We start from the raw sequence: 22558 nt of genomic DNA on the forward strand, positions 1-22558 counted from the left end.
CGTGCCAAAACGGAAGATCCCCCACGAGCATCAAGAAAATGGCCCAAAGGCAATAACCATCGGATAAGCGATGACAAATAATGGCGTCATGCGCCCCTTATTCCTCGGAGGCGAGGACGCAGCATTGTTCGGGCACAGGTACAAGCACGGCGGCACTCCCCGCTGTCAGCGGCTCGGATAGTGTACCATTGGCAACAATATCGCCAGCCGGCGTCTTGCATTGATATTGGTAGGCACGGCCGAGATAGGTTCTTGTTCCGAGCACAGCAGACAGACCATTGCCACTCTGCTGCACCGAAAGCCCATCGGCGCGGCAGCCGAGAATGAAGTTGTCGGGGATAGCCCCGAAATCGTCTTGCGACAGCGTGACTTTGGCGCCCCCTGTAGCCTCAGCTGTGACGGACGCGCCCTCCCGCTCAACCACTCGCAGCGGCAGCAGGTTCTCGAAGCCGACAAAGCGGGCGACGAAGCTGTTGGCGGGCTTGCGGTAGAGGATCTCGGGCGTATCGAGCTGCATGATGCGGCCGGCATTCATGATGGCGACGCGATCGGAGATCGAGAAGGCTTCTTCCTGATCGTGCGTCACGTAGAGCGACGTCGTGCCGTTGGCGCGTTGCAGCTGGCGGATTTCGACGCGCATGTCGATCCGCAGCTTGGCATCGAGATTGGAAAGCGGCTCGTCGAACATCAGGAGCGGCGGTTCGATGACGAGCGCGCGGGCGAGCGCGACGCGCTGTTTCTGGCCGCCGGAAAGTGCCGAGGGCAGACGGTCGCCGAGGCCGGAAAGGCCGACGCGCTCCAGCATGGCAGCTGCCTTCTGCCGGCGATCCTGCGTCGGCATGCGGCGCTGCTTCAGTCCGAAGGCGACGTTTTCGAGCACGGTCAGATGCGGAAACAGCGCGTAGTTTTGGAATACCAGGCCGATATCCCTTGCGTGGGCCGGCAGCGTCGTCAGGTCGCGGTCGCCGAGCTTGATGGTGCCGCTCGTCGGCTGCAGGAAGCCGGCGACGAGCCGCAGCGTCGTCGTCTTGCCGCAGCCGCTGGAGCCGAGCAGCGAAACCAGTTCGCCGGCTGCGACGGAAAGCGAAAGATCCTGCAGGACGGCCGTTTTGCCGTAATGAGCGCTGATGGAATTGATGGAGAGCGATACGGTCACGGGCGGCTACTTTGTCAGGAAGGTGAGGCCCAGGGTGGCTTCGACGATAGCCATCACGGCAACGGTCACGAGCATCAGCAGCACGGAGACCGAAGCGATGGTCGGGTCGAAGAACTGCTCCATATGGGCAAGGATCTGAATGGGAAGGGTGGAGATACCAGGCCCCGTCAGGAAGACCGAGACCGAGACGTCGTTGATCGAGGTGATGAAGGCGAGAATAAAGGCGGCAATAACGCCGGCGCGGATATTCGGCAGCACGACGGTCAGGAACGTTTTCAAGGGAGGGCAACCGAGGCTGATCGCCGCTTCCTCGATCGAGAAGTCGAAGCTCGCAAGGCTGGCGCTGACGACGCGCACCGAATAGGGCAGCACCAGCAGCGCGTGGCCGATCAGGAGGCTCGGGAAGATCGGCAGCCCGAGGCCGATCGTGATCGATTTCATCAACGAAAAGCCGAAGACGATTTCCGGGACAAGGATCGGCAGCACGAAGAGTGTCGAAAGCCAGCGCGGCAGCTCCACCCTGTATCGGCTGATGGCATAGGCGGCCGGGACGCCGATCAGAAGTGAGAGCGCGGTTCCGAGAAAGGCGAGCTGCAGGCTGGTGATCGCCGTCGTGCGGAAGGCTTCGATCTGAAAAATGTTCGAGAACCAGTGCAGCGTCAGGCCTTGCGGCGGGAAGGTCAGATAGGTCGTGTCGCTGAAGGAGGCGCCGATGATGATGACAAGCGGCGCCAGCAGGAACAGGAAGACAAGAGCCGTGAAGGCGATGAGTGCAGGGTGGACGGATTTTGTCATGGTCACACCGCCATCGGGTTCAGCCGCCGTGCGAGACGGCTCATGATGGCGACAATGCCGATCGTCACGACCACCATGATGGCGGCGATCGTCGAGGCCCCGACCCAGTCAAAGGTAACCATGGCACGCTGATAGAGGAAAGTGCCCATCATCATCTGCTTTTCGCCGCCAAGCAGCTGCGGCGTGGCATAGGAGGTGAAGCTGCCGGTGAAAACAAGCACGGCGCCGACGATGAGGCCGGGTGTGGCAAGCGGCAGGATGACCTGGCGGAACGTTGCGGCCGGCGTCGCGCCGAGCGATGTCGCCGCCTGAATAAGATCCTGCGGTATGCCCTCGAGCACGCCGACAAGGGTCAGGATCATCAGGGGCACGAAGAGATAGACCATCGCGACGATCACCGAGCCTTCGGTGTAGAGCATCGAAAGCGGCTCGCTGATGATGCCGATCGACATGAGGATGGTGTTGAGAATACCGTTCTTGCCGAGGATGATCAGCCAGGCGAAGGAGCGCACGACGACGCCGGTCAACAGCGGAAAGACCGCCGCAATGATCATCACGCTTTTGGCGCGGCCCGGCATCTGCGCGATCACATAGGCGGCGATGAAGCCGATGATCAGCGAAATCGCCGTTGTTACCAGCGCCACTTCGATCGTCCGGAAGAGCACCGTGCGGCGAAAGCCGCTGCTGAAGAAGGCGACATAGGGGGAAAACACCCCCTTGGGCTCGCCAAAAGTCGCCGCGATCGTAATGATCACGGGAATGAGCAGGAAGAGCGTTACGGCCAGGATCGCCGGCGCCGCCAAACCCCATTTCATCAAATGCTTCATCAACCGAATTCCGTGAGAATGCCGCAGGAGTGTGCGGCATGCCCTGTTACATGCCGAAGATCTCGTTCCAGCGATCGACCCAGTCCGACTGCGCCTCGATCAGCTTCTGATAGTCGATGCGGCTGAGCTTTGCGATCATGTCGGCGCCGTAGGTCCAGAGCTTGGCTTTTTCAGGCGGCAGTACCACCTTGGTCGAGACGGGCGCATCGACGCCTTGTTCGGCTTCGGCCTGCTGCACATCCTTGGACAGGACGAAGTTGATGAACTGGTGCGCAAGCTCGACGTTTTCAGAGCCTTTCGGAATATTGACCGTGTTGAGGACGGCGATATCGCCTTCCTTCAGATCAGCCCAGGCCATCGTCGGAACGGCCGCGCGCAGGGATGACAGAACGAAATCCTGTGTCATCGCGACCTTGGCCTCGCCTGTCGAGATCAGGTTCACCAGCTCGGAGCCGGTATTGTAGTTCTTGACCACATTCGGCTTCAGCGCTCCGATGGCCTCGAACGCCTTGTCGGCATCGGCGTAGGGATCGACGCCGGCGTGCTTGCCGGCTTGAAGAACGGTCAGAGGTCCGCCCGTCGTGGTGATGCCGGGAAGAGAAACCGCGCCCTTCAGGTCGTCGCGCCAGAGATCGTTCCAGGAGGTGATCGGCGGGTTTACCTTGGCCGTATCGTAGACGATGCCTACGCGACCGATCGTATAGGCGGGGCCGTAATTGCCTTGGGGTGCCTTGGCGATGTCGTAGAGGTCGGCAAGGTTCGGGATCTTGCTGCGGTCGACTTCCTGGAAGAGGCCCTGCTGGATACCGAGCTGCGAATAGCTGTCGGTGAGATAGATGACGTCGACGCCCTTGCCGCCGCGCAGCTTCAGCTTGTTGAGGCGGTCGGCATTGTTGCCGGTTTCGAAGACGACATCGCAGCCGCAGATCTTCTTGAAGGGCTCGATGATGTTGGCTTGCATCTTCTCGCCATTATAGCCCCACCAGGAAACAGTCAGCGTCTTTGCCTGGGCGAAGGCCGGCATGCTGGTTGCCGCGGCAAGGAGAGCAAATCCCGCGGCGCGGGCAAGGGTGAGGCCTTTCATTCTCGAAATCCTTTTGGTCAATGAAATCGGGCATATGTTTCAAGCTTGCAGGATACTATTTTTCGAGCATCGGCTTTACAAGCCCAACAAATGGGCAGGGTGGCAGTTTTTGCCTTTGGTGGGATGAATATTCTGCGTCGTCGCGTGCGGCACTCGGCCATTGCAAAAGCTTGAGATCATTCGCCTTCCGCAAGCGAGCCAGCCGGCTTTACACGCCGGTCCGTCATCTCTACCCTCGACTGATCGAATTTCTTGGCAGGCATGCATCTCATGACATCCCCAAAAACAACCCTTCCCGACGATCTGCTTGTCAATGCGGCGGATGAAGTGCTGATCCGCCAGGATTTGACGCTGACCGCGCTCGGCCGCCGGCCTGCCGATCGCCTGCTGCGTGTCGGCAAGCTGTTGGATGTGCATAGCCGCACCTGGCTGGAAGACCAGGAAATCGTCATCAAGGGTCGGCGTATCGCCTATGTCGGCCCGGCCGGCAGCTATAAGGGCGAGGTCGGCGAGCGTGTGCACGAGCCGCATCTTGCTGCCGTTCCCGGATTCGGCGAGGCGCACAAGCATATCGAAAGCTCGCATCTTACGCCGGAATGGGAAGCGGCTCTGGTCATGCCGCATGGCGTTACCTGGACCTGCGAGGCAAGTCACGAGTTTTCCAACGTGAATGGCGCCCGCAATCTGGAATTCTGGCTGGAAGCACGCCGCCGCGGCTCGCCGATGAAGATCTTCCCCCTGCCGGGCTCCGCCGTGCCGCCGACCGCTTACGAATGGGGCGGCGGTCATTTCGGCTATGACGAACAGAAGTCCTTTCTGAGCGAAAGCCTGATGGTGGCCGGCCTCGACGAGGTCATGGACTGGCCCTCGGTCAGCAATCCGGAGAATCCGGCTTATGATCGCCTCTGGGGCATGATCCGCGCCACGTTCGAACAGCGCGGCGTGGTCGAAGGCCATGGCGCGGGCCTGCGCGATCTGCCGTCCATCAATGCCTTTGCCGGCGCCGGTCTTGCCTCCGATCACGAAGGCTGGTTCCTGGATGAGATCTGGGAAAAGCTGACGCATGGCCTGTTCATCGAACTCCGGCCGCATTCCCTGCCTGAGGTCATCCAGGGGCTGATCGAGAAGGGCCTGTCCGACTGGTCGCAGATCGCCTTCGTCACCGACGATCGCAGCGCCAGCGATACGTTGAAGATCGGCGCGACGGATCACAATGCCAGGCTTGCGATCGAGAATGGGCTGTCGCCGGAAATCGCCATCCAGTGCGTGACGATCAATCCCGCCCGGCATATGCGGCTGACGCCCTGGGTCGGCTCGATTGCGCCCGGCCGCTTTGCCGATATCGTGCTTTTGGACGATGTGAAGACATTGTCGATCGCCAAGGTCTGGGCTGACGGTCGGCCGGCATCCGAGGGCAAGGCCTTCGTCGGCATCCGGCCCGAGATCGACTGGCCTGATTGGGCGACGCAGACGGTTCGTATCGATCGGACCGTCACGGCAGAAGATTTTCGCATTGCCGCTCCTTCGGATGCGGCCACGGCCAAGGCGGCGCTGCTGCGCCCCTTCCATTGGGCCGATGATTTCATCACCATGGATCTGCCTGTCCGCGATGGCGCCGTTGAGCGCGATCATGATCGCAACGTCACGAAATTCGCGATCGTCGATCGCTTTTCCGGCGAGGCCAAGGTCGCCCGCATGTTCTGGCTCGGCACCGGGCCGCGCACGCCGGATACAGCTCTCGGCGCCACGCTCGGGCATGACAAGCACAATATCTGGGTCGTCGGATCCTCCGATGAAGCGATGGCCATGGTCGCCAATGCGCTGAAAGAGCAGCAGGGTGGCTGGGTGCTGGTCTCGGGCGGCAAGGTCGTTGCCCGCGTCCGCTATGAAGTCGGCGGCCTGATGACGGCGCGCTCGGCCAAAGAGCTGGATGCCGAGATGCAGGCGCTGTATAAGGCCGGAGCTGACATCGACTGGATGTATGAGCCAACCTTCTCGCCGCGCTGGTGGCCGGGTTTTCCCGAGCGGCTTTCCTTCGCCACACTCACCTGCGCGCCCTGGCGCTGGGTTCTGGTCGCTCCCTCCGAAAGGGCGCCGGAAGGCTTCGTCAATGTCGCGACCGGTGAAACCCATCCGATTGTCTGGTGAAGGATATCCGTCTTCTTTATTCTGAATATCCCACTTTGCGCCGTCGAGCGCTGGTGAGCTATCCTGTGACGTCGACTGCGATCCGAGCTTGACGGCTGAAGCCAGCTCCTTAATTATCCGTTTGGTTACTTATGTCGAGCCACAGGCTGCGGAAGGGTGGAGTGTGTCCATCCGCACCTTGAGTGGGCGGCAACCGGGCGGAGGAGGCTCTGGTGATCGCAGTTGATAGTGACAGGTCGCGGATAATGTCGGCATTTTCCACGCTGGGATGTGCGGAGTTCGAATTGAGCGAAGCCCTCGGATTGGCCGAAAACCATGGCATCGACGCCATCGAAATCCGCGCCCTTGGCGGCACCGTCGATCTGGCTACGCATTTTACCGAAAGGTTCGGCTCTCCGGCCGTCCTGGCCAAAGTGCTGGAGGCTTCTGCCGTCAGCATCTGCGCCTTCAATACGTCGCTGCGTCTTGTCGGTCCGACAGCGCAGGCAAAGGAAGAGTTCCTGCGCTATCTTCCGTGGGCGGAGGCCGCCGGCGTTCGTTCGCTCAGGGTTTTCGACGGCGGCGAAAGCGCCGACAAGGGCGAGCTGGCCGAGGCGCTGGCGACGCTGCAATGGTGGCGTGAGACCGCGGAGCGTGAAGGCTTTCATGCCGCTATGGTCATCGAGACACATGATTTCCTCGCATTGCCGGACGCTATTCCACGCTTCCTTGAAATAGCGCCCGATTGCGCGCTGATCTGGGATACGCATCACACCTGGCGCAAGGGCGGGCAAGATCCCGTCGAAACCTGGAAGCAGGTTCGAGACAACACGCAACATCTCCATATCAAGGACAGCGTTTCCAGGCCGGGGCCGAGACTGCCCTATAGTTATGTTTTGCCCGGCACCGGCGAATTCCCGATGGCGGCGCTGCGCTCAGCGCTCGATGCCGATGGTTATGCCGGCATCATGAGTCTGGAGTGGGAAAGATTGTGGCACCAGGATCTGCCGCCTCTGGATTTGGCTCTGCAGGCGGCGCGGCAACGTGGCTGGTGGTCCACGCGGCAAGTGGTGAATAATTGTTGAAGAGCATTAATATTTTAGTTTAGTTATATGGGGGAAGGCTGCATGGAGATTGACTTTTGCAGCGCGAGTTAATTAGTGTATTAGCAATTATTAAATAACTATCTCGTAGGCATGTCCGTGCCGGGTTGACTACGGTCTTCGGCGCAATATTTCCAGCTCGATGAAGGGGGCCTCAATGATTGAGGTTTGAGGGTGTCTGGAAGATGGAAGAGGTGGATTATACACACCGGAATCCGATGTTTCGGAGCGAAGCGCGCCCTGTTTCCTGCTCCTGGATGTTTCTCGATCGCCGTGTCGCCCCGAAAGGGAAGTCCGATGAACGGTAGTGCAAGCCGCGAGGAGGAGGGGCATGGAGCCCTGATTTTGAAGGCGATCGCCGAAGGTGGCCTGGGTTTCGCGGCGCAATGGATTCATGATGCAGGAAATGTCGGCAAGGTGTTCTACGCGGAAAGCCTGGCGCGCGTAACGGACTCGGACGGCACCGTGCATACGGCCGGTACCTTCGTTTCGCTCCTTGAGCGGCAGGATCGCTGGTTCGATCTCGATCTGCGTATTCTGGATATGGTGTTATCCGATCTCGCCGCGGACGAGGCGCTGGTTCTCGGCTTCAATCTCTCCGCCACCAGCCTGTCGCACTTCGATCGGTTTGCTGATGTGTTCGGGCGAATTAACCGCCGTCCGGAGCTTGCTTCGCGCCTCATCATCGAGGTCACCGAAAGTTATCCCGTGGTTGGCGCATCCATCGAGCGTATGAAGATGATCCGCGATCTCGGCTGTCGTATCGCAATCGATGATTTCGGGTCGGGTTTTGCCACGCCGGCATCGCTGTTGCAGGTGCCGGCGGATATCATCAAGATCGACGCAGCCTTCGTGTGGGATAACAGGCGCGGCCGCGACGGCCGCGACAGCCTCTCTCATCTCGTCGGTTTTGCCGCCTGTTTTGCTCCATTTGTCGTCGTCGAGGGTATCGAAACCAGCTCACAGCTCGATGTGGCGCGGGAAGCGGGCGCAACGCATGTGCAGGGCTTTCTGTTGTCGAAGCCGGTTTCATTGGCGCAACTCCGGCGCTACAAGCGGAAAGCCGTCTTGCGGGGGGTGGAATGACTATTCCTGCTCTTGTCCCGCCGGACATGGTCGCAATCTCCAATCGTTGTGCATGGCGTATATCTGCCGGTCTTTCGCCGAAGCCTGCCATCAGGGGCTTGCAGGTGATGCCATGATGAAGCAGCCGGCTTTCACATCGGCCTATCAGATCTCGGCGGCCCGAGCGGCAAGCGAGCTGAAGACGAAGACGTTGCTGCGCGCTTTTGTGAGCCGACTTCGCATTGTCTTTTCCGGAAGCGGCGAGTTGTCGGCCACATTCGTCGGCGGGGCTGACCCGCATGTTCTTATTTGCGATCGGGCGGCCGAAGCGATTGGCCGCGTCGCCATAGATGCCGAGACCGGCCTCTATGTGCTGTGCGAGCTCGGCGGTCATGCCGATGACGTCGTTATCGTGACCGCGAGCGAAAATCGATTGATTGAGGAGATCACTCTCCATCTTGGCGATGGCCGTTTGCTGCAGGGAGCGGTCGATACCGCCATCGGCAGCCTTGTCGGCCAGACGATGGAGGATGTCGAGCGCAAGTTTATTCTCCAGACGCTGCATCATTGCGGCGGAGATCCCACTCACACGGCATTCATGCTCGGCATGCCGCTCGTCACTCTTTGCAACAAGCTGGCGGTCTACTTTTCGGACTCAGCCGGCGAACTGCCGCAGACTGCTGCGGATATGGGATACGGAGCGAAAAGCTACCGGCTGTGATTGCGCACGCATTTCATGCGGACGCATTCTGCCCCGGTTACCAAACCGGGATCGCGCTCCTGGAACAGGGCGCAAATCGAAACGGCGCGCTGCCCGGCTGCGGGTATCGCGCATGATGCAATTCGAGCGGGGCGGCGCACGAGGAACCAAATGAGATCCGGGAAAAGATCATGGATTCTTTCAGCGAGAGAAAAGACCCCGTACCCCAGAAGATGCCTTCCTTGTTCGACGGCTGCGTGAAGATCGTTTCTGCCTATGTCAGCCATAATGCCATCCCTGTTCACAGCCTCCCTAGGCTTATCAAGGATATTCACGAGGCGCTGCAAACATTGGATGGGTCGGCTTCGATCGTCGATCGAAGCAATCTGGTGCCGGCAGTGGATTTGAAGAAATCGGTGACGAACGACTACATCGTCTGCCTCGAAGACGGCAAACGCTTCAAGACATTGAAGCGCCATTTGCGCGTGCATTACGGTCTGACACCCGAGGAGTACAGACAGAAATGGGGACTTGCTCCCAACTATCCGATGGTTGCGCAGAATTATGCCAACCGTCGTTCGGAACTCGCCAAGATTTCCGGCCTCGGTGCGAATGGCAACAAGAGGGAAAGCGTCGCCTGAAGCCATTTGGAAACGGACGCTTCCGGCGTTCCTGACGGCATGGCTTCGGCGCTTCGGGGGAGTTCTGGCGGACCCGCGAGCGGTTTCCATGCGTTTTGCGACGCTTGCGGTGGTGCCGCGTCTGCCGGCGGGATGCTGCAAATGAAATGGCGCCCTATAAGGGGCGCCATTGTCTTGTCGAGGATGTCCGAAGTCGTTATCGGCGATGATCAGAAGACCTGACGCAGCACGACGAAGAGCACGAAGGCCAGTGCGATCGAGGCCGGCAGCGTCAGTATCCACGCCATCAGCATGTTGCGCACGGTCGACCATTGCAGGCCGGAACCGTTTGCCGCCATGGTGCCGGCGACGCCGGAGGACAGGACGTGCGTTGTCGAGACCGGCAGGCCGAGATGGTCGGCAGCGCCGATTGTCAGCATGGCGACGACTTCGGCAGCGGCACCCTGGCCATAGGTCAGGTGCGTCTTGCCGATCTTTTCGCCGACCGTGACGACGATGCGCTTCCAGCCGACCATGGTGCCGAGGCCGAGTGCCAATGCGACGGCAACCTTCACCCAGAGCGGGATGAACTTGGTCGCGTGATCGACGGCGGCGTGATAGTTGGTCACGGCCTTCAGGTCGTCGGCGCTCATCGGCAGCAGCTTCTGCTTGTCGATCAGCTTCAGCGATTCACCGATCAGGTAGATGTCGTTACGAACGTTGCCGACGAGGCCGTTCGGCAGCTTTTCGACGCTCGGATAAGCGGCGATTTCGGCGCTGGTGGCATGAATATAGGCCTGGAGTGCAGGCGTTGTTGCGTCCGTCCAGGTCTTGGTCTTGACGGCATCGCTGACCGCAGCCTTCGGATCGGCCGGAGCGGCAACGCCCGGCTTCACATACTTGCCGAGCACGGTCTCGACCTGCGTGGAGGCAGCCTTGTAAGCTTCGAGATAGTTGACGTCGGGCGTGCGGTTCAGCGCGAAAGCCGTCGGTACGAGACCGATAAGGATGAGCATGATCAGACCCATGCCCTTCTGGCCATCGTTCGAACCGTGGGCGAAGCTGACGCCGGTGCAGGTGAAGATCAGCAGGCCGCGGATCCATGCCGGCGGCGGCGCATTGCCCTTCGGTGCTTCATAGAGCTCCTTGTTGCGGATCAGCACCTTGGCGACCAGCAGCAAGATCGCAGCCATGGCAAAGCCGATGATCGGCGAGAGCAGCAGTGACATGCCGACGCTGCTTGCCTGCGACCAGTCGACGCCGCTGGTGGCGGAGCCGGCAGGGGCGAGGAACTGGTTGGCGAGACCGACGCCGATGATGGAGCCGACGAGCGTGTGCGAGCTTGAGGCTGGCAGGCCGAGATACCAGGTGCCGAGGTTCCAGATGATGGCAGCGGTCAGCAGGGCAAAGACCATCGCAAGACCGGAGCCGGAACCGACTTGGAGGATCAGCTCGACCGGCAGCAGCGCCAGGATGCCGAAGGCGACGGCGCCCGACGAGGTCAGAACGCCGAGGAAGTTGAAGAAACCGGACCAGATGACGGCGAATTCCGCCGGCAGCGAACGGGTGTAGATGACGGTGGCGACCGCGTTGGCCGTATCGTGGAAGCCGTTGACGAATTCGAAGCCGAGCGCGATCAGCAGCGCAAGGCCGAGCAGGATCCACGGAACAGCAGCGGCATCGGCGAGCTCGCTACCGAGCGCATAGCCGACATAACCGAGGCCAGCCAGGACAAGGACGCCGAAGATCGGCAGAAACCATCTTGCCGAACTACCGGCGCCGTGAATTGGATGGTTGGCATTGCCACCCTCCGAAGTGTTTGAAGCGAGGTCGACCATCCCAAACTCCTTTATGGCAATTGATATCGCTGGTGTAAGCTTCCTTCATGAAGCTCTCGTGACGCGCGAGTAGGTTGCGGCCGGCTGCAAATACCGGCGACAATATGCTCTTTCGGCTACGGACAGGCGTTTGGATTGATCTTGATTTCGCCGTCAAAAGGCCTTTTTCGGTTCAGCCGGCGTTCATACCTCGGAGGGTTAAATCCCTGATGTAAGGGACTTGGATAGAGGGCCATCAAAATGAGATCGTCCGTGATTGCCATCGCTGCCTTGTTCGGCAGCCTGGTTGTATCTTCGGCAGAGGCAATGCCTATCCCAGCCGTTGGGACAACGGCCTCAGTGCCGATCGTGAAAGTCGACTATGCCTGCGGTCGTGGCTGGCACCTGACGCGTTGGGGCGAATGCCGCCCGAATCGCTGGGGTCCTCCGCCGCCCCGGCGTTGGGGTTACTACAGGCCGCCACCGCCGCCGCCATGGGGCTGGCACGGCCATCGCCACCATCGCGACGGCTGGCGCGATGACCGCTGGCGTGATCGCCCGCGTTACTGGTAAGACCCAAAACACCGCCGCACCTTGCGGCGGTGTTTTGTTTAGAGCAATTTCAGAAAAAGTGCGCAGCGGTTTTCCGTCCGGAATTGCGTGAAAACATAGAGCTAAATCGGTTCGGAGATTCCGTGAAGAGCTGAACTGCTCTAAGGCTGGGTTTGGGGCCGCAATGCGCGCGCTCCGAGCCATAGGCCTGAAAGAACGAGCAGGCTGGCCGATAAAATCGCAACAAGGCTCTTCGCATGGAGCGCGATGTCGGCAAGTTTCGGCCGGATGAGATCGGCCGTATTGAAATTCTCGCCGCTGAATTTGCACAGGATGAGCGAGAGGTTGTTACGCACGAGTGTCGCGTCGATATCGGAGACGAGGTCGTCGACCGATGCCTTTTCCACCTTCATTACCCGCATCTGCAGCAACACCGCTTTTGCCGCCGCGAGGTAGGCGTGGGAGCATTCATTGAAAGGGCTTTCCTCGTCGCTGACGCTGTCCGGCATCAGGCCCCAGAGGCAATAGGCGCGTTGGATCTGCGCGAAGTTCAAGAGGCGACGGAAGGTTTCGTCGGTATCCGATGTGCTCTCGGCAAGGGAGACGATCCGCCCGTAATAGGGAGCGATCACAGCCATCTCGCCATGGGTGAGGCTAGGGATCGGGATACCGGCCTGGCTGCCGGAAGAGCCGCCACCATGCGCAGCAACCGAAGCCGGCCAGCTCGACAGCATGAGCCAGAAGAGTGCAAAAAGGACGCTGCTTGGATGCTGGCGTTTCCCGCGCATGTTGCCATGCGCGGGATGCGGGCTACTTATCATGCTAAGCCCGGCGCAGGGTCGCACTGCCGTAGCGTGTCTGCGGCAGCTGGCGTTCCGCCCAGGCTCCGAAGGCAAGGCCGAGCGTCGTCCAGAGGATGGCGTGCATGCCAAGCGATGTGATGCGGAAGCGCCAGAGCACCACGGCGGAGAATTGCTCGGGCACTTCGTTGATCGAGGGAAGCAGATATTGGATCAGCGCGATGAAGACGATGTAGCCGATTCCGGCAATGATCGCGCCGTTCCAGGAACCATATCGCGCTGCCAACCGACGGCCGAAGCCCACGGCGACGATCATGCCGACGACGGAGGCAACGATCATAATGAAGAACAGCTCGGTTCTCGCGCCGATCGTATCGGGATTGCCGACGGCCGGCGGGTTTGCCGGATATTTGATGTCCGGCACGAGAGAAATCGTCACGAAAGCGGCGATGGCGAGCAGGGCTGCCGTGCCGCGTGCGCCGAGAGGGCTGACACGACCGTAAACAAAGGAAAAGACCAGCGCGAACAATCCGCCTATTGCGGTCGAGAAGATCACGCTGCCCGTGAAGAGGCCGATGCCCGCCTGCGTGGCGCGGCTGACGATCTCCGGCTCCGGCGCCTCGCCGGCGGCTTGCGCGGCCTTTTCTTCAAAGCCGATGGCCCAATCGACCAGCGGTTCGCCGAAGATGTGGGCGAAAGCAAAAACGAGAATACCGGCAAGGACCCCGACGATCATGCCGCGGAGCAAAAGACGTCCAACCATGTGCTTGACCCCTTAGTGGCAGGGGAAGCCGAGAAGGTGACGGGCATCATGCACGAATTCATGCACATACATGCCCGAGATGAGCGAGGTCGCGCCTTCTTCGGCGCCGACGAAATAGATCGCGAGCAGCATCAGCAGGCCGGCAAAAATGGCCCAGGGCAGGATTTGGCCGAGCGGAATCGGCTGCGGAATTGCGGTTGGGGCGAAAGTGGTGTCGGACATTGTATTTCCCTCTTTAAGAAAAGCGCGTTCCATTTGCGGAAGGGTTCTTGCGGGAAGGGTCTGGCTCTCGAGGGCGAAGCTTCCGTCATCGATTACAGTGGCGCGACCGCGCCGGAATTCCACCGGCTTCCGCACCCGCAAGTGCAAGTTTATATCTATTTGTAAAGATGGTTGTCAATCAAGCGCCACTGCGATGCGAAATCGCGACAAGAGCGCGGCAGGGGATGGAGTTGGGACAGTCTCATGAAAACGCGTTTGAGCTGGATTTGCCATGGGGCGACGCGAGCCAATCGAAACGGCTGCTTTCCGGATGACGAACCCTTGGAGGCGAAGGCAGTGCAGCAGGCTCAATCATTGTCCTTCGGCCTCGAGACGATCGATCGGGTCTGGACCAGTCCGGCTCTGCGCGCGCGCCAGACAGCCACGGTCCTCGGTCTCGATGCCATCCCGGATGTCGGCTTGCGGGAATGCGATTATGGTGACTGGCGGGGGCAATCCCTTGCAGAATTGCATGAAAAGGATGCGAATTCTCTGGCGCTATGGATGACGGATACCTCGGTCGCGCCGCATGGCGGTGAAGCCCTGTCGGCGGTCATGAAGCGCGTCGCTGAATGGATGGGAAATCATATCGAGGATGCCGGCCATATCGTCGTCGTCACCCATGCGAGCGTCATTCGCGCTGCCGTTCTGCAGGCCCTGCAGGCACCGCCCGCAGCATTCTGGGCTGTTGATGTCGAGCCGTTCGGGATTGTCGAAATGACGAGCGACGGCCGGCGCTGGCAGCTTCGCTTTCCCAAGATGACGATCTAGAGCGATTCCCACAAAGCTGCGGCTTCGGCGTCGGAAATTGCCCGAAAGCAAAGGGATGGCGATCAGCCGGCCGCCCGTGCCCGCTTGCGTTCGGAGTAGACAAGATATCCGGCCATGCCAAACGTCATGGCGGCCAGTCCGTACCAGGTAATGGCATAGACGAGATGGCTGTTGTGGAAGGTGATCTGTGTCAGCCCGCCCACGGGCAGTCCGCCCGGATTTTTCGCATCGTCGGCATCGATGAAGTAGGGCGCCACGTTCTGCAACCCGCGGGCCTCGGCGATCTCAGTCACGTCGCGCGAATACCAGCGCTCGTCCGCCGGCACGTTCGAACGCAGCAGCGTGCCTTTGGGCTCGTTGATCCTGAGCAGGCCGGCCACGGCGGTCTCGCCAGCAATCTCGCCTTCGGCGCGTGTCACCGGATTGCGCTTCTCTGTGGGAACGAAGCCGCGATTGACGATGATGATCGTACCATCGGCAAGCTTCAGTGGCGTCAGCACCCAGTAGCCTGCGCCAAGCGCGGTCGAGGCATAGACCTGCGCTTCCTTGTCATTGAGGAAAGTCCCGCTCGCCTGAACATGCTTGTATTCGGAGTTTTCGGCGTTGATCTCAGCCCATTGCGCCGGGCCGGGTGCCTGAACCGCCGGGGCATGCACGCGCGCATCGACCCGGGCGATGAGATCCAGCTTCCAGTGCAGCCGCTTCACCTGCCAGGTGCCGAGCCCGATGAGAAGCGCGGTCAGGAGCAGAAGCACCGATACCCAGATGGCAAGGGTAAGTGTCGAACGCGACTTGCCCTGAGATGCGGTTGAGGAAATGTCGGTCATGGCGCTGGTCTCCAGGGACGCGCTGCCGCATGATTTCGGGAGGTTCAATTCTCTTCGCGGAAGATCATGCGTGGTCTGAAAATCGGCTGCGGCATCTCGCATTTTCAGGGATGCGCTGCGCAGCATCCGGCGGAATTTTCGCGCCGGGAAGAGGGCGGGCCTTTTGCTGAAGGCCCGCCGCTCGATCTTATGGCATGTTGCGCATCATCTCGGGCGACATGGGCATCATGTTCGCGTTGAGATGATGCATGACCCAGAGCGAGCCGGACAGCGCGATGATGACGATGACGATCGTGAAGATCAGCGCCATCATGTTCCAGCCGCCTTCCGAGCGGGTATTCATGTGCAGGAAGTAGATCATGTGCACGACGATCTGGATCGCACCGAGGATCATGACGATCGCCCCGGTGACGGCGGGATCGGGGATCACTTTGGCCATGACCAGCCAGAAGGGAATGGCGGTCAGGATGACGGAGAGGACGAACCCCGTCATGTAGCTCTTGAAGGTGCCATGTGCCGCCTCGTGGCCGCCGTGGTGGTCGTGGCCGTGGGCGTCGCCGGAATGATGCGAATGGTTTGCGTTCGAGCTCATCCGAGAACTCCCATGAGGTAGACGAGGGAAAACACGCCGATCCAGACGACGTCCAGGAAGTGCCAGAACATCGAAAGGCACATAAGACGGCGCTTGTTTTCCGGGATCAGTCCGTAACGTCCAACCTGCACCATCAGCGTGATCAGCCAGACGATACCGGTGGTGACGTGCAGGCCGTGCGTGCCGACCAGCGTGAAGAAGGCCGACAGGAAGGCGCTGCGCTGCGGGCCGGCGCCATCGAGGATCAGGTGATAGAACTCATAGAGTTCGAAGAAGATGAAGAGGGCACCGAAGATGCCCGTTATCGTCAGCCACATCAGCGTGCCCGACTTGTTGTCCTTCTCCATCGCCAGCATGGCGAAGCCATAGGTGATGGAGGAGAAGAGCAGCATCGCCGTGTTGAGGGCGACGAGCGGCAGCTCGAACAGATCGGCCGGCGACGGGCCGGCCGCATAGCTGTGGCCGAGTACGGCGAAGGTGGCGAAGAGGACTGCGAAGATCAGGCAGTCGCTCATGATGTAGATCCAGAAGCCCAGCATGGTGCTGCCTTCAGGATGATGCTCTTCCGTCATGTAGAAGGCGGGCGTTTCGCCATCCTTGGGAGCGTGTGCGGTTTGGGTGGTCATAAGTCTTACACCTGTCCTGCGAGCTGCTTCGTACGCTCGTTCTCGGTCTTGACGACCTCGTCGGCGGGGATGTGGTAGTCGCGCTTGTAGTTGAAGGTATGGCCGATCGTAATGACGATCATCGCGACGAAGGTGATGGCGGCAAGCCACCACATGTACCAGATCATGCCGAATGCGAAGCCGATGGAGAGAACGCCGAGGATGATGCCGGTGCCGGTGTTCTTCGGCATATGGATCGGGATGAAGCCTTCCGTCGGCCTGACGTAGCCGCGGTTCTTCATGTCCCACCACGCGTCGTGATCGTAGACGATCGGCGTGAAGGCGAAGTTGTAGGCCGGCGGCGGCGACGAGGTCGACCATTCCAGCGTACGGCCGCCCCAGGGGTCGCCGGTGTGGTCGCGAAGCTCTTCGCGCTTCATGAAGCTGACGGCGAGCTGGATGAGGAAGCAGGCGATGCCGATGGCGATGAGGCCGGCGCCGAAGGCGGCGATGATGAACCAGATCTGCAGCGACGGATCGTCGAACTGGCTGACGCGGCGGGTAACGCCCATCAGGCCGAGGATGTAGAGCGGCATGAAGGCGAACCAGAAGCCGATCTGCCAGAACCAGAAGCTCATCTTGCCCCAGAAGGGATCGAGCTTGAAGCCGAAGGCCTTCGGGAACCAGTAGTTGACGCCCGCGAACATGCCGAAGAGCACGCCGCCGATGATCACGTTATGGAAGTGGGCGATCAGGAACAGCGAGTTGTGCAGCACGAAGTCGGCCGGTGGAACCGCCAGCATGACGCCGGTCATGCCACCGATGGTGAAGGTCACCATGAAGCCGACGGTCCACAGCATCGGCGGCTCGTAGCGGATGCGTCCGTGGTACATCGTGAACAGCCAGTTGAAAAGCTTCGCACCCGTCGGGATCGAGATGATCATCGTCGTGATGCCGAAGAAGGAGTTGACGCTGGCGCCCGAGCCCATCGTGAAGAAGTGGTGCAGCCAGACGAGGTAGGAGAGGATCATGATCACGCAGGTGGCGTAAACCATCGAGGCGTAGCCGAAGAGGCGCTTGCCGCAGAAGGTGGCGACGACTTCCGAGAAGACGCCGAAAGCCGGCAGGATCAGGATGTAGACTTCCGGGTGACCCCAGATCCAGATGAGGTTGACATACATCATCGGATTGCCGCCGAGGTCGTTCGTGAAGAAGTTCGTGCCGGCATAGCGGTCGAGCGTCAGCAGAGCGAGCGTTGCGGTCAGGATCGGGAAGCTGGCAACGATCAGGATGTTGGTGCAGAGCGACGTCCAGGTGAAGACGGGCATCTTCATGAAGGTCATGCCCGGCGCGCGCATCTTGACGATGGTGGCGATCAGGTTGATGCCCGAAAGCGTCGTTCCGATACCCGCGACCTGCAGGCCCCAGATGTAATAATCGACGCCGACGTCGGGACTGTAGGCGATGCCGGAAAGCGGCGGATAGGCCAGCCAGCCGGTCTTGGCAAACTCGCCGATGAAGAGCGAGATCATGATGACGATCGCGCCGGCCGTCGTCATCCAGAACGAGAAGTTGTTGAGGAACGGGAAGGACACGTCGCGCGCGCCGATCTGCAGCGGCACGACGAGGTTCATCAGGCCGGTGACGAAGGGCATCGCCACGAAGAAGATCATGATGACGCCGTGGGCGGTGAAGATCTGGTCGTAGTGATGCGGCGGCAGATAACCTTCGGAACCGTTGAAGGCGATGGCCTGCTGCAGGCGCATCAGCAGCGCGTCGGAGAAGCCGCGCAGCAGCATGATCAGCGCCAGCACGACGTACATGATACCGATTTTCTTGTGATCGATGCTGGTGAACCATTCCTTCCAGAGATAGCCCCAGAGGCGGAAATAGGTCAGCAGGCCGAGAAGGGCGATACCGCCGACGGCGACGCCGAGGAAGGTCACGACGAGGATCGGCTCGTGATACGGGATCGAGTCGAGCGTCAGCCGACCGAAGATGAATTTATAGAGGTCCGGGTTGGAAAACATGGATTGCCTCTGTCCCTTATGAATGTCTTGTTATTGAGCGCACCGGATCAGTGACCCTGATGCTGTGCCGAACCGGTCGACGAATCGGAAGAAGAGCCGTTGCCCATATCCATGCCCTGCATCGAGTTGTCCCCATGCTGCATGGTATGGGTAGCATCGCCTTCAGCCTTGACGGGCGTGACCTCGGCCGAGGCACCATCGCGGTTGTCGTAGATCAGGCGCTCGCGGTTTTCGTGGGTTTCCTTGCCGCCGCCGCCCTTGGCGTCGATGTGCATCATCTCGCTCATGCACATCTTGCTCGGATCGGCGCACATGTTGAGGATGGCGTTGTAGAGACCATCATCGACGGCGTTGAAATACTGCACCGGATTGCGCTCGCTCGGCTTGGCAAGCGCCAGATATTCCGGGCGGCCGAGTGCCGTGCCCTGGCTCTTGGCTTTCTGGACCCACTGGTCGAAGTCAGCCTGATTGAGGCCATGGAACTTGAAACGCATGTTCGAGAAGCCGGCGCCACTGTAATTGGCGGACAGGCCCTGGAATTCGCCGGGATGGTTGATGACGGCGTGCAGCTTCGTCTCCATGCCCGGCATGGCATAGATCTGACCTGCCAGCGCCGGGATGAAGAAGGAGTTCATGACAGCCGAAGCCGTGATCTTGAAATTGATCGGGCGATCGACCGGCGCCGCCATCTCGTTGACGGTCGCGATGCCGTATTCCGGATAGAAGAACAGCCATTTCCAGTCGAGTGCCACCACTTCGACCGTCAGCGGCTTCACGTCGGCACTGAGCGGCTTGTCGGCGGCAATGCGGTCGAGAGGGCGGTAGGGGTCGAGCTGATGGGTGCTGATCCAGGTCACGGCGCCGAGCGCGATGATGATGGCCAGCGGAGCGGACCAGATGACCAGCTCCAGACGTGTCGAATGATGCCATTCCGGCTCGTAGGTCGCCTCTTTGTTCGACTGGCGATATTTCCAGGCGAAATACAGCGTCAGGAAGATCACCGGGATGATGATGATCAGCATCAGCACGACCGAGACGATGATGAGGTCCCGCTGCTGCATGGCGATATCGCCGGAGGGAGCCATCACCACAAGATTGCAACCTGAAAGTAGCAAAAACAATGGGATGACGGATAAACGGCTGAAAATCTTCGATAGTCTTGGCACGTCTTAAAGCTCTTTTTGTTTCGACCCTACCGCGACTAAAGGACGGCGGTCATGAACGATATGAGGTGTTTCGTCGCACCGCAGCAAGCTTGAGTGCATTGCGGTATGGAATGCTGTCCCACGTATCGGGAAAACCCTCAGAAATCCAGAAGGTTTTCCATGAGGCCATTCGCTTTTATCGCCGCCAATATACCTGGATCGGAACAAATGGCTATCGGCGGCGGTTCCCGTCTGATCTGAAATGTGGCGTCAAACGCGGAAATGGCCCGATTTGATCGCTAATTTGCGAATTATTTCATGCTCGATACTTGATATGTTCGCACGTTTGATCGACATTTTCATTATGCACGAATTCGTGGAGGAATTCGTGCTCGGAGAGGGAGGCTCCCGCGCATGGTCAGCGTTACGCATGAATCACTGAACCCCACATCTTCTACTCTGGAGAGCGATGCCCGCAGCATGCATGCGGGCGGCTCCGTAGCCCCCGGCAATATCGCCATCGGCGTGATCATTGGTCGCACGTCCGAATTCTTCGATTTCTTCGTCTATGCCATCGCATCGGTTCTGGTCTTCCCGAAGCTGATCTTCCCCTTCGCCGACCCGTTGCATGGCACGCTCCTTTCCTTCCTGGTGTTCGCGCTCGCCTTCATCGCCCGCCCGATCGGCTCGTTCATCTTCATGGCGGTCGACCGCAGGTATGGACGTGGCGTCAAGCTGACGATCGCGCTGTTCCTGCTTGGCGGCTCGACGGCGGCAATGAGCTTCCTGCCCGGCTATTCCGAGGTCGGTGTCTATGCGATCATCCTGCTTGCCATCTTCCGCATCGGCCAGGGCCTGGCGCTCGGCGGTGCCTGGGACGGCTTGGCTTCGCTCCTGGCGCTCAACGCACCGACGAACCATCGCGGCTGGTACGCGATGATCCCCCAGCTCGGTGCCCCGATCGGCTTCATGCTGGCAAGCGCGCTGTTCGCTTATTTCGTAACGAGCCTCACGAGTGCGGACTTCCTGGACTGGGGCTGGCGCTATCCGTTCTTCTGCGCCTTCGCGGTCAACGTCGTTGCGCTCTTCGCCCGCCTGCGTCTGGTGGCGACCGAGGAATTCGGCACGCTCTTGGAGCGCCACGAGCTCGAACCCGTGAAGATGACGGAACTGCTGCGGGTGCATGGCCGCGACGTGCTGATCGGCGCCTTCGTGCCGCTCGCAAGCTTTGCGACCTTCCATCTGGTCACGGTCTTCCCGCTCGGCTGGGTTACGCTCTACAGCGAGCAGACCCCCGGCTCGTTCCTGCTGATGGAGTTCCTTGGCGCGATCTGCGGTATTCTCGCCATCATCTGTTCGGGTATGCTCGCCGACCGGATCGGCCGCCGCAATCAGCTGGCCATCGGCGCCGTGCTGATCGCCTGCTTCGCCTTCGTTGCGCCCTGGCTGCTCGATGGCGGCGCGACCGGCCGTCACATCTACGTGGTGCTCGGCTTCACGCTGCTCGGCCTCTCCTTCGGTCAGGCGGCTGGCGCCAGTGCATCGCGCTTCAGCCAGAACTATCGTTATAGCGGCTCGGCCCTCGTGTCGGATCTGTCCTGGCTGATCGGTGCCGGTTTTGCACCCTTCGTGGCGCTTGCCCTCTCCAGCCAGTTCGGCCTCGTCTATACCAGCCTCTATCTGCTGTCGGGCGTCGTCTGCACGCTGGTCGCGATCTTCTTCAGCAAGACGCTGGAAACGCGCGATAACTGAGACGGAATATTTGAATTGAAAAAGGCCGCGGCATGAAAGTGCCGCGGCCTTTTCGTTCAAACTCAATGCACGAGCCAGGCGATCAGCGGCGCCGCCAGCACGTTCGTCATCCCCACCAGCACCATGACCAATCCGGCGATCGATCCTTCTTCCCGACCGATCTCGTGAGCCTTCGCGACGCCGATGCCATGCGCGCCCATGCCATAGAGCGCTCCGCGCGCCATGCCCGATCGCAGCGGCAGCAGCCGCAGCAGGATTTGCCCGACAACGGCGCCGAACAGGCCGGTGATGACGACGAAGACGGCCGTCAGGTTGGGTACACCGCCGATATCGCCCGAAACAACCATGGCAAAGGGCGTGCTGATCGAGCGCGGCATCAGGCTGAGCCGCAGGCTCTCATCAAGGCCAAGGAGGCTCGCAAGCCCCCACGCGGACACCATCGCCGTGGTGCTGCCGACCGCAACTCCGAACATCAGGACCGGCCAATAGCGCTTGATGAGATCGCGCTGCTCATAGATCGGCACGGCAAAGGCGACGGTCGCCGGCCCGAGCAGGGCAAGCAGCCAGCGGCTGTCATGCATGTAGTCCTGGTAATTGGCATGCAGCATGAGGGCGATGACGATCAGGACTGCGGGCACGGCCACCAGCGGCGATAGCCAGAGCGAAGGCCAGCGACGGTAGAGCGCCTTCGACACGTAGTAGAGGCCGACCGTCGCCAGCGGCCAGAACAGGCCTGATGCGACGATTTCAATCGTGGGCATGGCTGGACGCTCCCTGGCGCATCATTAGGCGGTAGCCGATATCGATGGCGATGGCGGTCACGCCCATGACGATCACGGTGCCGACAAAGATCACCGCGAGCACCTTCAGCCCGACGATGCCGATGAATTCGCCATGATCGAGCAAAGCCAGCACCGCCGGCACGAAGAACAGCAGCATTTCGGCAAGAAACCATTCTGCGCCGCGCTTCATGCTCGTCAGCTTGACCTTGCCGCTCGCAAATAGCGCCAGCACCAGCAACATGCCGGCGATGGCGCCGGGTATCGGCAGATGCGTCAGGCGCACGATGGTCTCGCCCGCCTGCCAGAAGACGAGCAGCAACAGGATCTGGGCCAGCCGGCTCAGTTTCGGATGATTCTGTAGGTCGATACGCATGGGGAAACTCG

The 22558-nt window shown here is 60.3% G+C and carries 23 protein-coding genes; 8 read left to right on the forward strand and 15 right to left on the reverse strand.

Annotated elements, in window-relative coordinates:
- Positions 1-97: 97 nt before the first annotated feature.
- The 4 genes from AC13Q5_RS30950 to AC13Q5_RS30965 are packed head-to-tail and all read right to left on the reverse strand — an operon-like array spanning position 98 to position 3862.
- Positions 98-1156, reverse strand: coding sequence for an ABC transporter ATP-binding protein (locus tag AC13Q5_RS30950; protein WP_488504267.1), 1059 nt, complete (start codon positions 1154-1156; stop codon positions 98-100).
- 6 nt (positions 1157-1162) lie between these two features.
- Positions 1163-1951 carry an ABC transporter permease gene (locus tag AC13Q5_RS30955; RefSeq protein ID WP_075856475.1) on the reverse strand — a complete coding sequence of 263 codons (789 nt, stop codon included), beginning with the start codon at positions 1949-1951 and terminating at the stop codon, positions 1163-1165.
- A gap of 2 nt (positions 1952-1953) precedes the next feature.
- Positions 1954-2778: an ABC transporter permease gene (locus AC13Q5_RS30960; protein ID WP_488504269.1), complete on the reverse strand. Its 825-nt coding sequence runs from the start codon at positions 2776-2778 to the stop codon at positions 1954-1956.
- 46 nt (positions 2779-2824) lie between these two features.
- Positions 2825-3862, reverse strand: a complete 1038-nt coding sequence (locus AC13Q5_RS30965; RefSeq protein WP_075856473.1) for an ABC transporter substrate-binding protein — start codon at positions 3860-3862, stop codon at positions 2825-2827.
- A gap of 270 nt (positions 3863-4132) precedes the next feature.
- Between AC13Q5_RS30965 and AC13Q5_RS30970 the strand changes: the two genes are divergently transcribed.
- The 5 genes from AC13Q5_RS30970 (at position 4133) to AC13Q5_RS30990 (ending at position 9498) form a co-directional block, all read left to right on the forward strand.
- Positions 4133-6010: an adenine deaminase gene (locus tag AC13Q5_RS30970; RefSeq protein WP_488504270.1), complete on the forward strand. Its 1878-nt coding sequence runs from the start codon at positions 4133-4135 to the stop codon at positions 6008-6010.
- A gap of 284 nt (positions 6011-6294) precedes the next feature.
- Entirely contained in the window at positions 6295-7074 is a 780-nt protein-coding gene (locus tag AC13Q5_RS30975; RefSeq protein ID WP_488504271.1) for a sugar phosphate isomerase/epimerase family protein, read from the forward strand.
- A 315-nt stretch (positions 7075-7389) separates the two neighbouring features.
- Positions 7390-8178, forward strand: a complete 789-nt coding sequence (locus AC13Q5_RS30980) for an EAL domain-containing protein (protein ID WP_075856471.1) — start codon at positions 7390-7392, stop codon at positions 8176-8178.
- Between the two features lie 112 nt (positions 8179-8290).
- The gene (locus tag AC13Q5_RS30985; protein ID WP_457878026.1) at positions 8291-8878 is read left to right on the forward strand and encodes a helix-turn-helix domain-containing protein; all 588 of its coding nucleotides are present in this window, start codon (positions 8291-8293) and stop codon (positions 8876-8878) included.
- A gap of 170 nt (positions 8879-9048) precedes the next feature.
- Entirely contained in the window at positions 9049-9498 is a 450-nt protein-coding gene (locus tag AC13Q5_RS30990; RefSeq protein WP_075856470.1) for a Ros/MucR family transcriptional regulator, read from the forward strand.
- Positions 9499-9707: 209 nt separating this feature from the next.
- Here the strand turns inward: AC13Q5_RS30990 and AC13Q5_RS30995 are convergent, their stop codons facing one another.
- Complete coding sequence (locus AC13Q5_RS30995; protein WP_488504272.1) at positions 9708-11315, reverse strand: inorganic phosphate transporter; 1608 nt, start codon at positions 11313-11315, stop codon at positions 9708-9710.
- Between the two features lie 240 nt (positions 11316-11555).
- On the opposite strand from AC13Q5_RS30995, the gene AC13Q5_RS31000 reads away from it, so the two are divergent.
- Complete coding sequence (locus AC13Q5_RS31000) at positions 11556-11867, forward strand: GCG_CRPN prefix-to-repeats domain-containing protein (RefSeq protein ID WP_488504273.1); 312 nt, start codon at positions 11556-11558, stop codon at positions 11865-11867.
- Between the two features lie 140 nt (positions 11868-12007).
- On the opposite strand, the gene AC13Q5_RS31005 is transcribed toward AC13Q5_RS31000, so the two are convergent.
- Genes AC13Q5_RS31005 through AC13Q5_RS31015 form a run of 3 tightly spaced genes read right to left on the reverse strand, consistent with a single transcriptional unit; the run spans position 12008 to position 13631 of the window.
- Positions 12008-12634: a hypothetical protein gene (locus AC13Q5_RS31005; RefSeq protein ID WP_075856467.1), complete on the reverse strand. Its 627-nt coding sequence runs from the start codon at positions 12632-12634 to the stop codon at positions 12008-12010.
- A gap of 34 nt (positions 12635-12668) precedes the next feature.
- On the reverse strand, positions 12669-13409 hold the full coding sequence (locus AC13Q5_RS31010) for a CbtA family protein (RefSeq protein WP_488504274.1): 741 nt from the start codon (positions 13407-13409) through the stop codon (positions 12669-12671).
- A gap of 12 nt (positions 13410-13421) precedes the next feature.
- Complete coding sequence (locus tag AC13Q5_RS31015; RefSeq protein ID WP_092714474.1) at positions 13422-13631, reverse strand: CbtB domain-containing protein; 210 nt, start codon at positions 13629-13631, stop codon at positions 13422-13424.
- Positions 13632-13874: 243 nt separating this feature from the next.
- On the opposite strand from AC13Q5_RS31015, the gene AC13Q5_RS31020 reads away from it, so the two are divergent.
- A complete protein-coding gene (locus tag AC13Q5_RS31020; protein WP_488504275.1) occupies positions 13875-14441 on the forward strand; it encodes a histidine phosphatase family protein in 567 nt (188 codons plus the stop codon).
- Positions 14442-14503: 62 nt separating this feature from the next.
- On the opposite strand, the gene AC13Q5_RS31025 is transcribed toward AC13Q5_RS31020, so the two are convergent.
- From AC13Q5_RS31025 to cyoA, 5 genes are all read right to left on the reverse strand, one after another.
- Positions 14504-15268 (reverse strand): SURF1 family protein, encoded by a 765-nt coding sequence (locus AC13Q5_RS31025; RefSeq protein WP_488504276.1) that lies wholly within the window; start codon positions 15266-15268, stop codon positions 14504-14506.
- A gap of 187 nt (positions 15269-15455) precedes the next feature.
- Positions 15456-15860, reverse strand: a complete 405-nt coding sequence (cyoD, locus tag AC13Q5_RS31030; protein WP_075856463.1) for a cytochrome o ubiquinol oxidase subunit IV — start codon at positions 15858-15860, stop codon at positions 15456-15458.
- On the reverse strand, positions 15857-16486 hold the full coding sequence (gene cyoC / locus AC13Q5_RS31035; RefSeq protein ID WP_075856462.1) for a cytochrome o ubiquinol oxidase subunit III: 630 nt from the start codon (positions 16484-16486) through the stop codon (positions 15857-15859). The genes cyoD and cyoC overlap by 4 nt, the downstream gene beginning before the upstream one ends.
- 5 nt (positions 16487-16491) lie before the next feature.
- Entirely contained in the window at positions 16492-18495 is a 2004-nt protein-coding gene (cyoB, locus tag AC13Q5_RS31040) for a cytochrome o ubiquinol oxidase subunit I (protein WP_174179022.1), read from the reverse strand.
- A gap of 47 nt (positions 18496-18542) precedes the next feature.
- Positions 18543-19661, reverse strand: a complete 1119-nt coding sequence (gene cyoA / locus AC13Q5_RS31045) for a ubiquinol oxidase subunit II (protein ID WP_488504277.1) — start codon at positions 19659-19661, stop codon at positions 18543-18545.
- Positions 19662-20054: 393 nt separating this feature from the next.
- Between cyoA and AC13Q5_RS31050 the strand changes: the two genes are divergently transcribed.
- Positions 20055-21392 (forward strand): MFS transporter, encoded by a 1338-nt coding sequence (locus AC13Q5_RS31050; RefSeq protein ID WP_075856459.1) that lies wholly within the window; start codon positions 20055-20057, stop codon positions 21390-21392.
- 62 nt (positions 21393-21454) lie between these two features.
- Here the strand turns inward: AC13Q5_RS31050 and AC13Q5_RS31055 are convergent, their stop codons facing one another.
- Entirely contained in the window at positions 21455-22153 is a 699-nt protein-coding gene (locus AC13Q5_RS31055; protein ID WP_488504278.1) for an LrgB family protein, read from the reverse strand.
- Positions 22140-22547, reverse strand: coding sequence for a CidA/LrgA family protein (locus AC13Q5_RS31060; RefSeq protein ID WP_488504280.1), 408 nt, complete (start codon positions 22545-22547; stop codon positions 22140-22142). The genes AC13Q5_RS31055 and AC13Q5_RS31060 overlap by 14 nt, the downstream gene beginning before the upstream one ends.
- Positions 22548-22558: the final 11 nt, after the last annotated feature.

The sequence above is a fragment of the Martinezella sp. CNPSo 3964 genome, assembly GCF_057784375.1.

Coding starts and splice junctions, on each gene's coding strand:
- AC13Q5_RS30955 (WP_075856475.1), bottom strand. CDS start 1,951: ATGACAAAATCCGTCCACCCTGCACTCATCGCCTTCACGGCTCTTGTC.
- AC13Q5_RS30960 (WP_488504269.1), bottom strand. CDS start 2,778: ATGAAGCATTTGATGAAATGGGGTTTGGCGGCGCCGGCGATCCTGGCC.
- AC13Q5_RS30965 (WP_075856473.1), bottom strand. CDS start 3,862: ATGAAAGGCCTCACCCTTGCCCGCGCCGCGGGATTTGCTCTCCTTGCC.
- AC13Q5_RS30970 (WP_488504270.1), top strand. CDS start 4,133: ATGACATCCCCAAAAACAACCCTTCCCGACGATCTGCTTGTCAATGCG.
- AC13Q5_RS30980 (WP_075856471.1), top strand. CDS start 7,390: ATGAACGGTAGTGCAAGCCGCGAGGAGGAGGGGCATGGAGCCCTGATT.
- AC13Q5_RS30985 (WP_457878026.1), top strand. CDS start 8,291: ATGATGAAGCAGCCGGCTTTCACATCGGCCTATCAGATCTCGGCGGCC.
- AC13Q5_RS30990 (WP_075856470.1), top strand. CDS start 9,049: ATGGATTCTTTCAGCGAGAGAAAAGACCCCGTACCCCAGAAGATGCCT.
- AC13Q5_RS30995 (WP_488504272.1), bottom strand. CDS start 11,315: ATGGTCGACCTCGCTTCAAACACTTCGGAGGGTGGCAATGCCAACCAT.
- AC13Q5_RS31000 (WP_488504273.1), top strand. CDS start 11,556: ATGAGATCGTCCGTGATTGCCATCGCTGCCTTGTTCGGCAGCCTGGTT.
- AC13Q5_RS31005 (WP_075856467.1), bottom strand. CDS start 12,634: ATGCGCGGGAAACGCCAGCATCCAAGCAGCGTCCTTTTTGCACTCTTC.
- AC13Q5_RS31010 (WP_488504274.1), bottom strand. CDS start 13,409: ATGGTTGGACGTCTTTTGCTCCGCGGCATGATCGTCGGGGTCCTTGCC.
- AC13Q5_RS31015 (WP_092714474.1), bottom strand. CDS start 13,631: ATGTCCGACACCACTTTCGCCCCAACCGCAATTCCGCAGCCGATTCCG.
- AC13Q5_RS31020 (WP_488504275.1), top strand. CDS start 13,875: ATGAAAACGCGTTTGAGCTGGATTTGCCATGGGGCGACGCGAGCCAAT.
- AC13Q5_RS31025 (WP_488504276.1), bottom strand. CDS start 15,268: ATGACCGACATTTCCTCAACCGCATCTCAGGGCAAGTCGCGTTCGACA.
- cyoD (WP_075856463.1), bottom strand. CDS start 15,860: ATGAGCTCGAACGCAAACCATTCGCATCATTCCGGCGACGCCCACGGC.
- cyoC (WP_075856462.1), bottom strand. CDS start 16,486: ATGACCACCCAAACCGCACACGCTCCCAAGGATGGCGAAACGCCCGCC.
- cyoB (WP_174179022.1), bottom strand. CDS start 18,495: ATGTTTTCCAACCCGGACCTCTATAAATTCATCTTCGGTCGGCTGACG.
- AC13Q5_RS31050 (WP_075856459.1), top strand. CDS start 20,055: ATGGTCAGCGTTACGCATGAATCACTGAACCCCACATCTTCTACTCTG.
- AC13Q5_RS31055 (WP_488504278.1), bottom strand. CDS start 22,153: ATGCCCACGATTGAAATCGTCGCATCAGGCCTGTTCTGGCCGCTGGCG.
- AC13Q5_RS31060 (WP_488504280.1), bottom strand. CDS start 22,547: ATGCGTATCGACCTACAGAATCATCCGAAACTGAGCCGGCTGGCCCAG.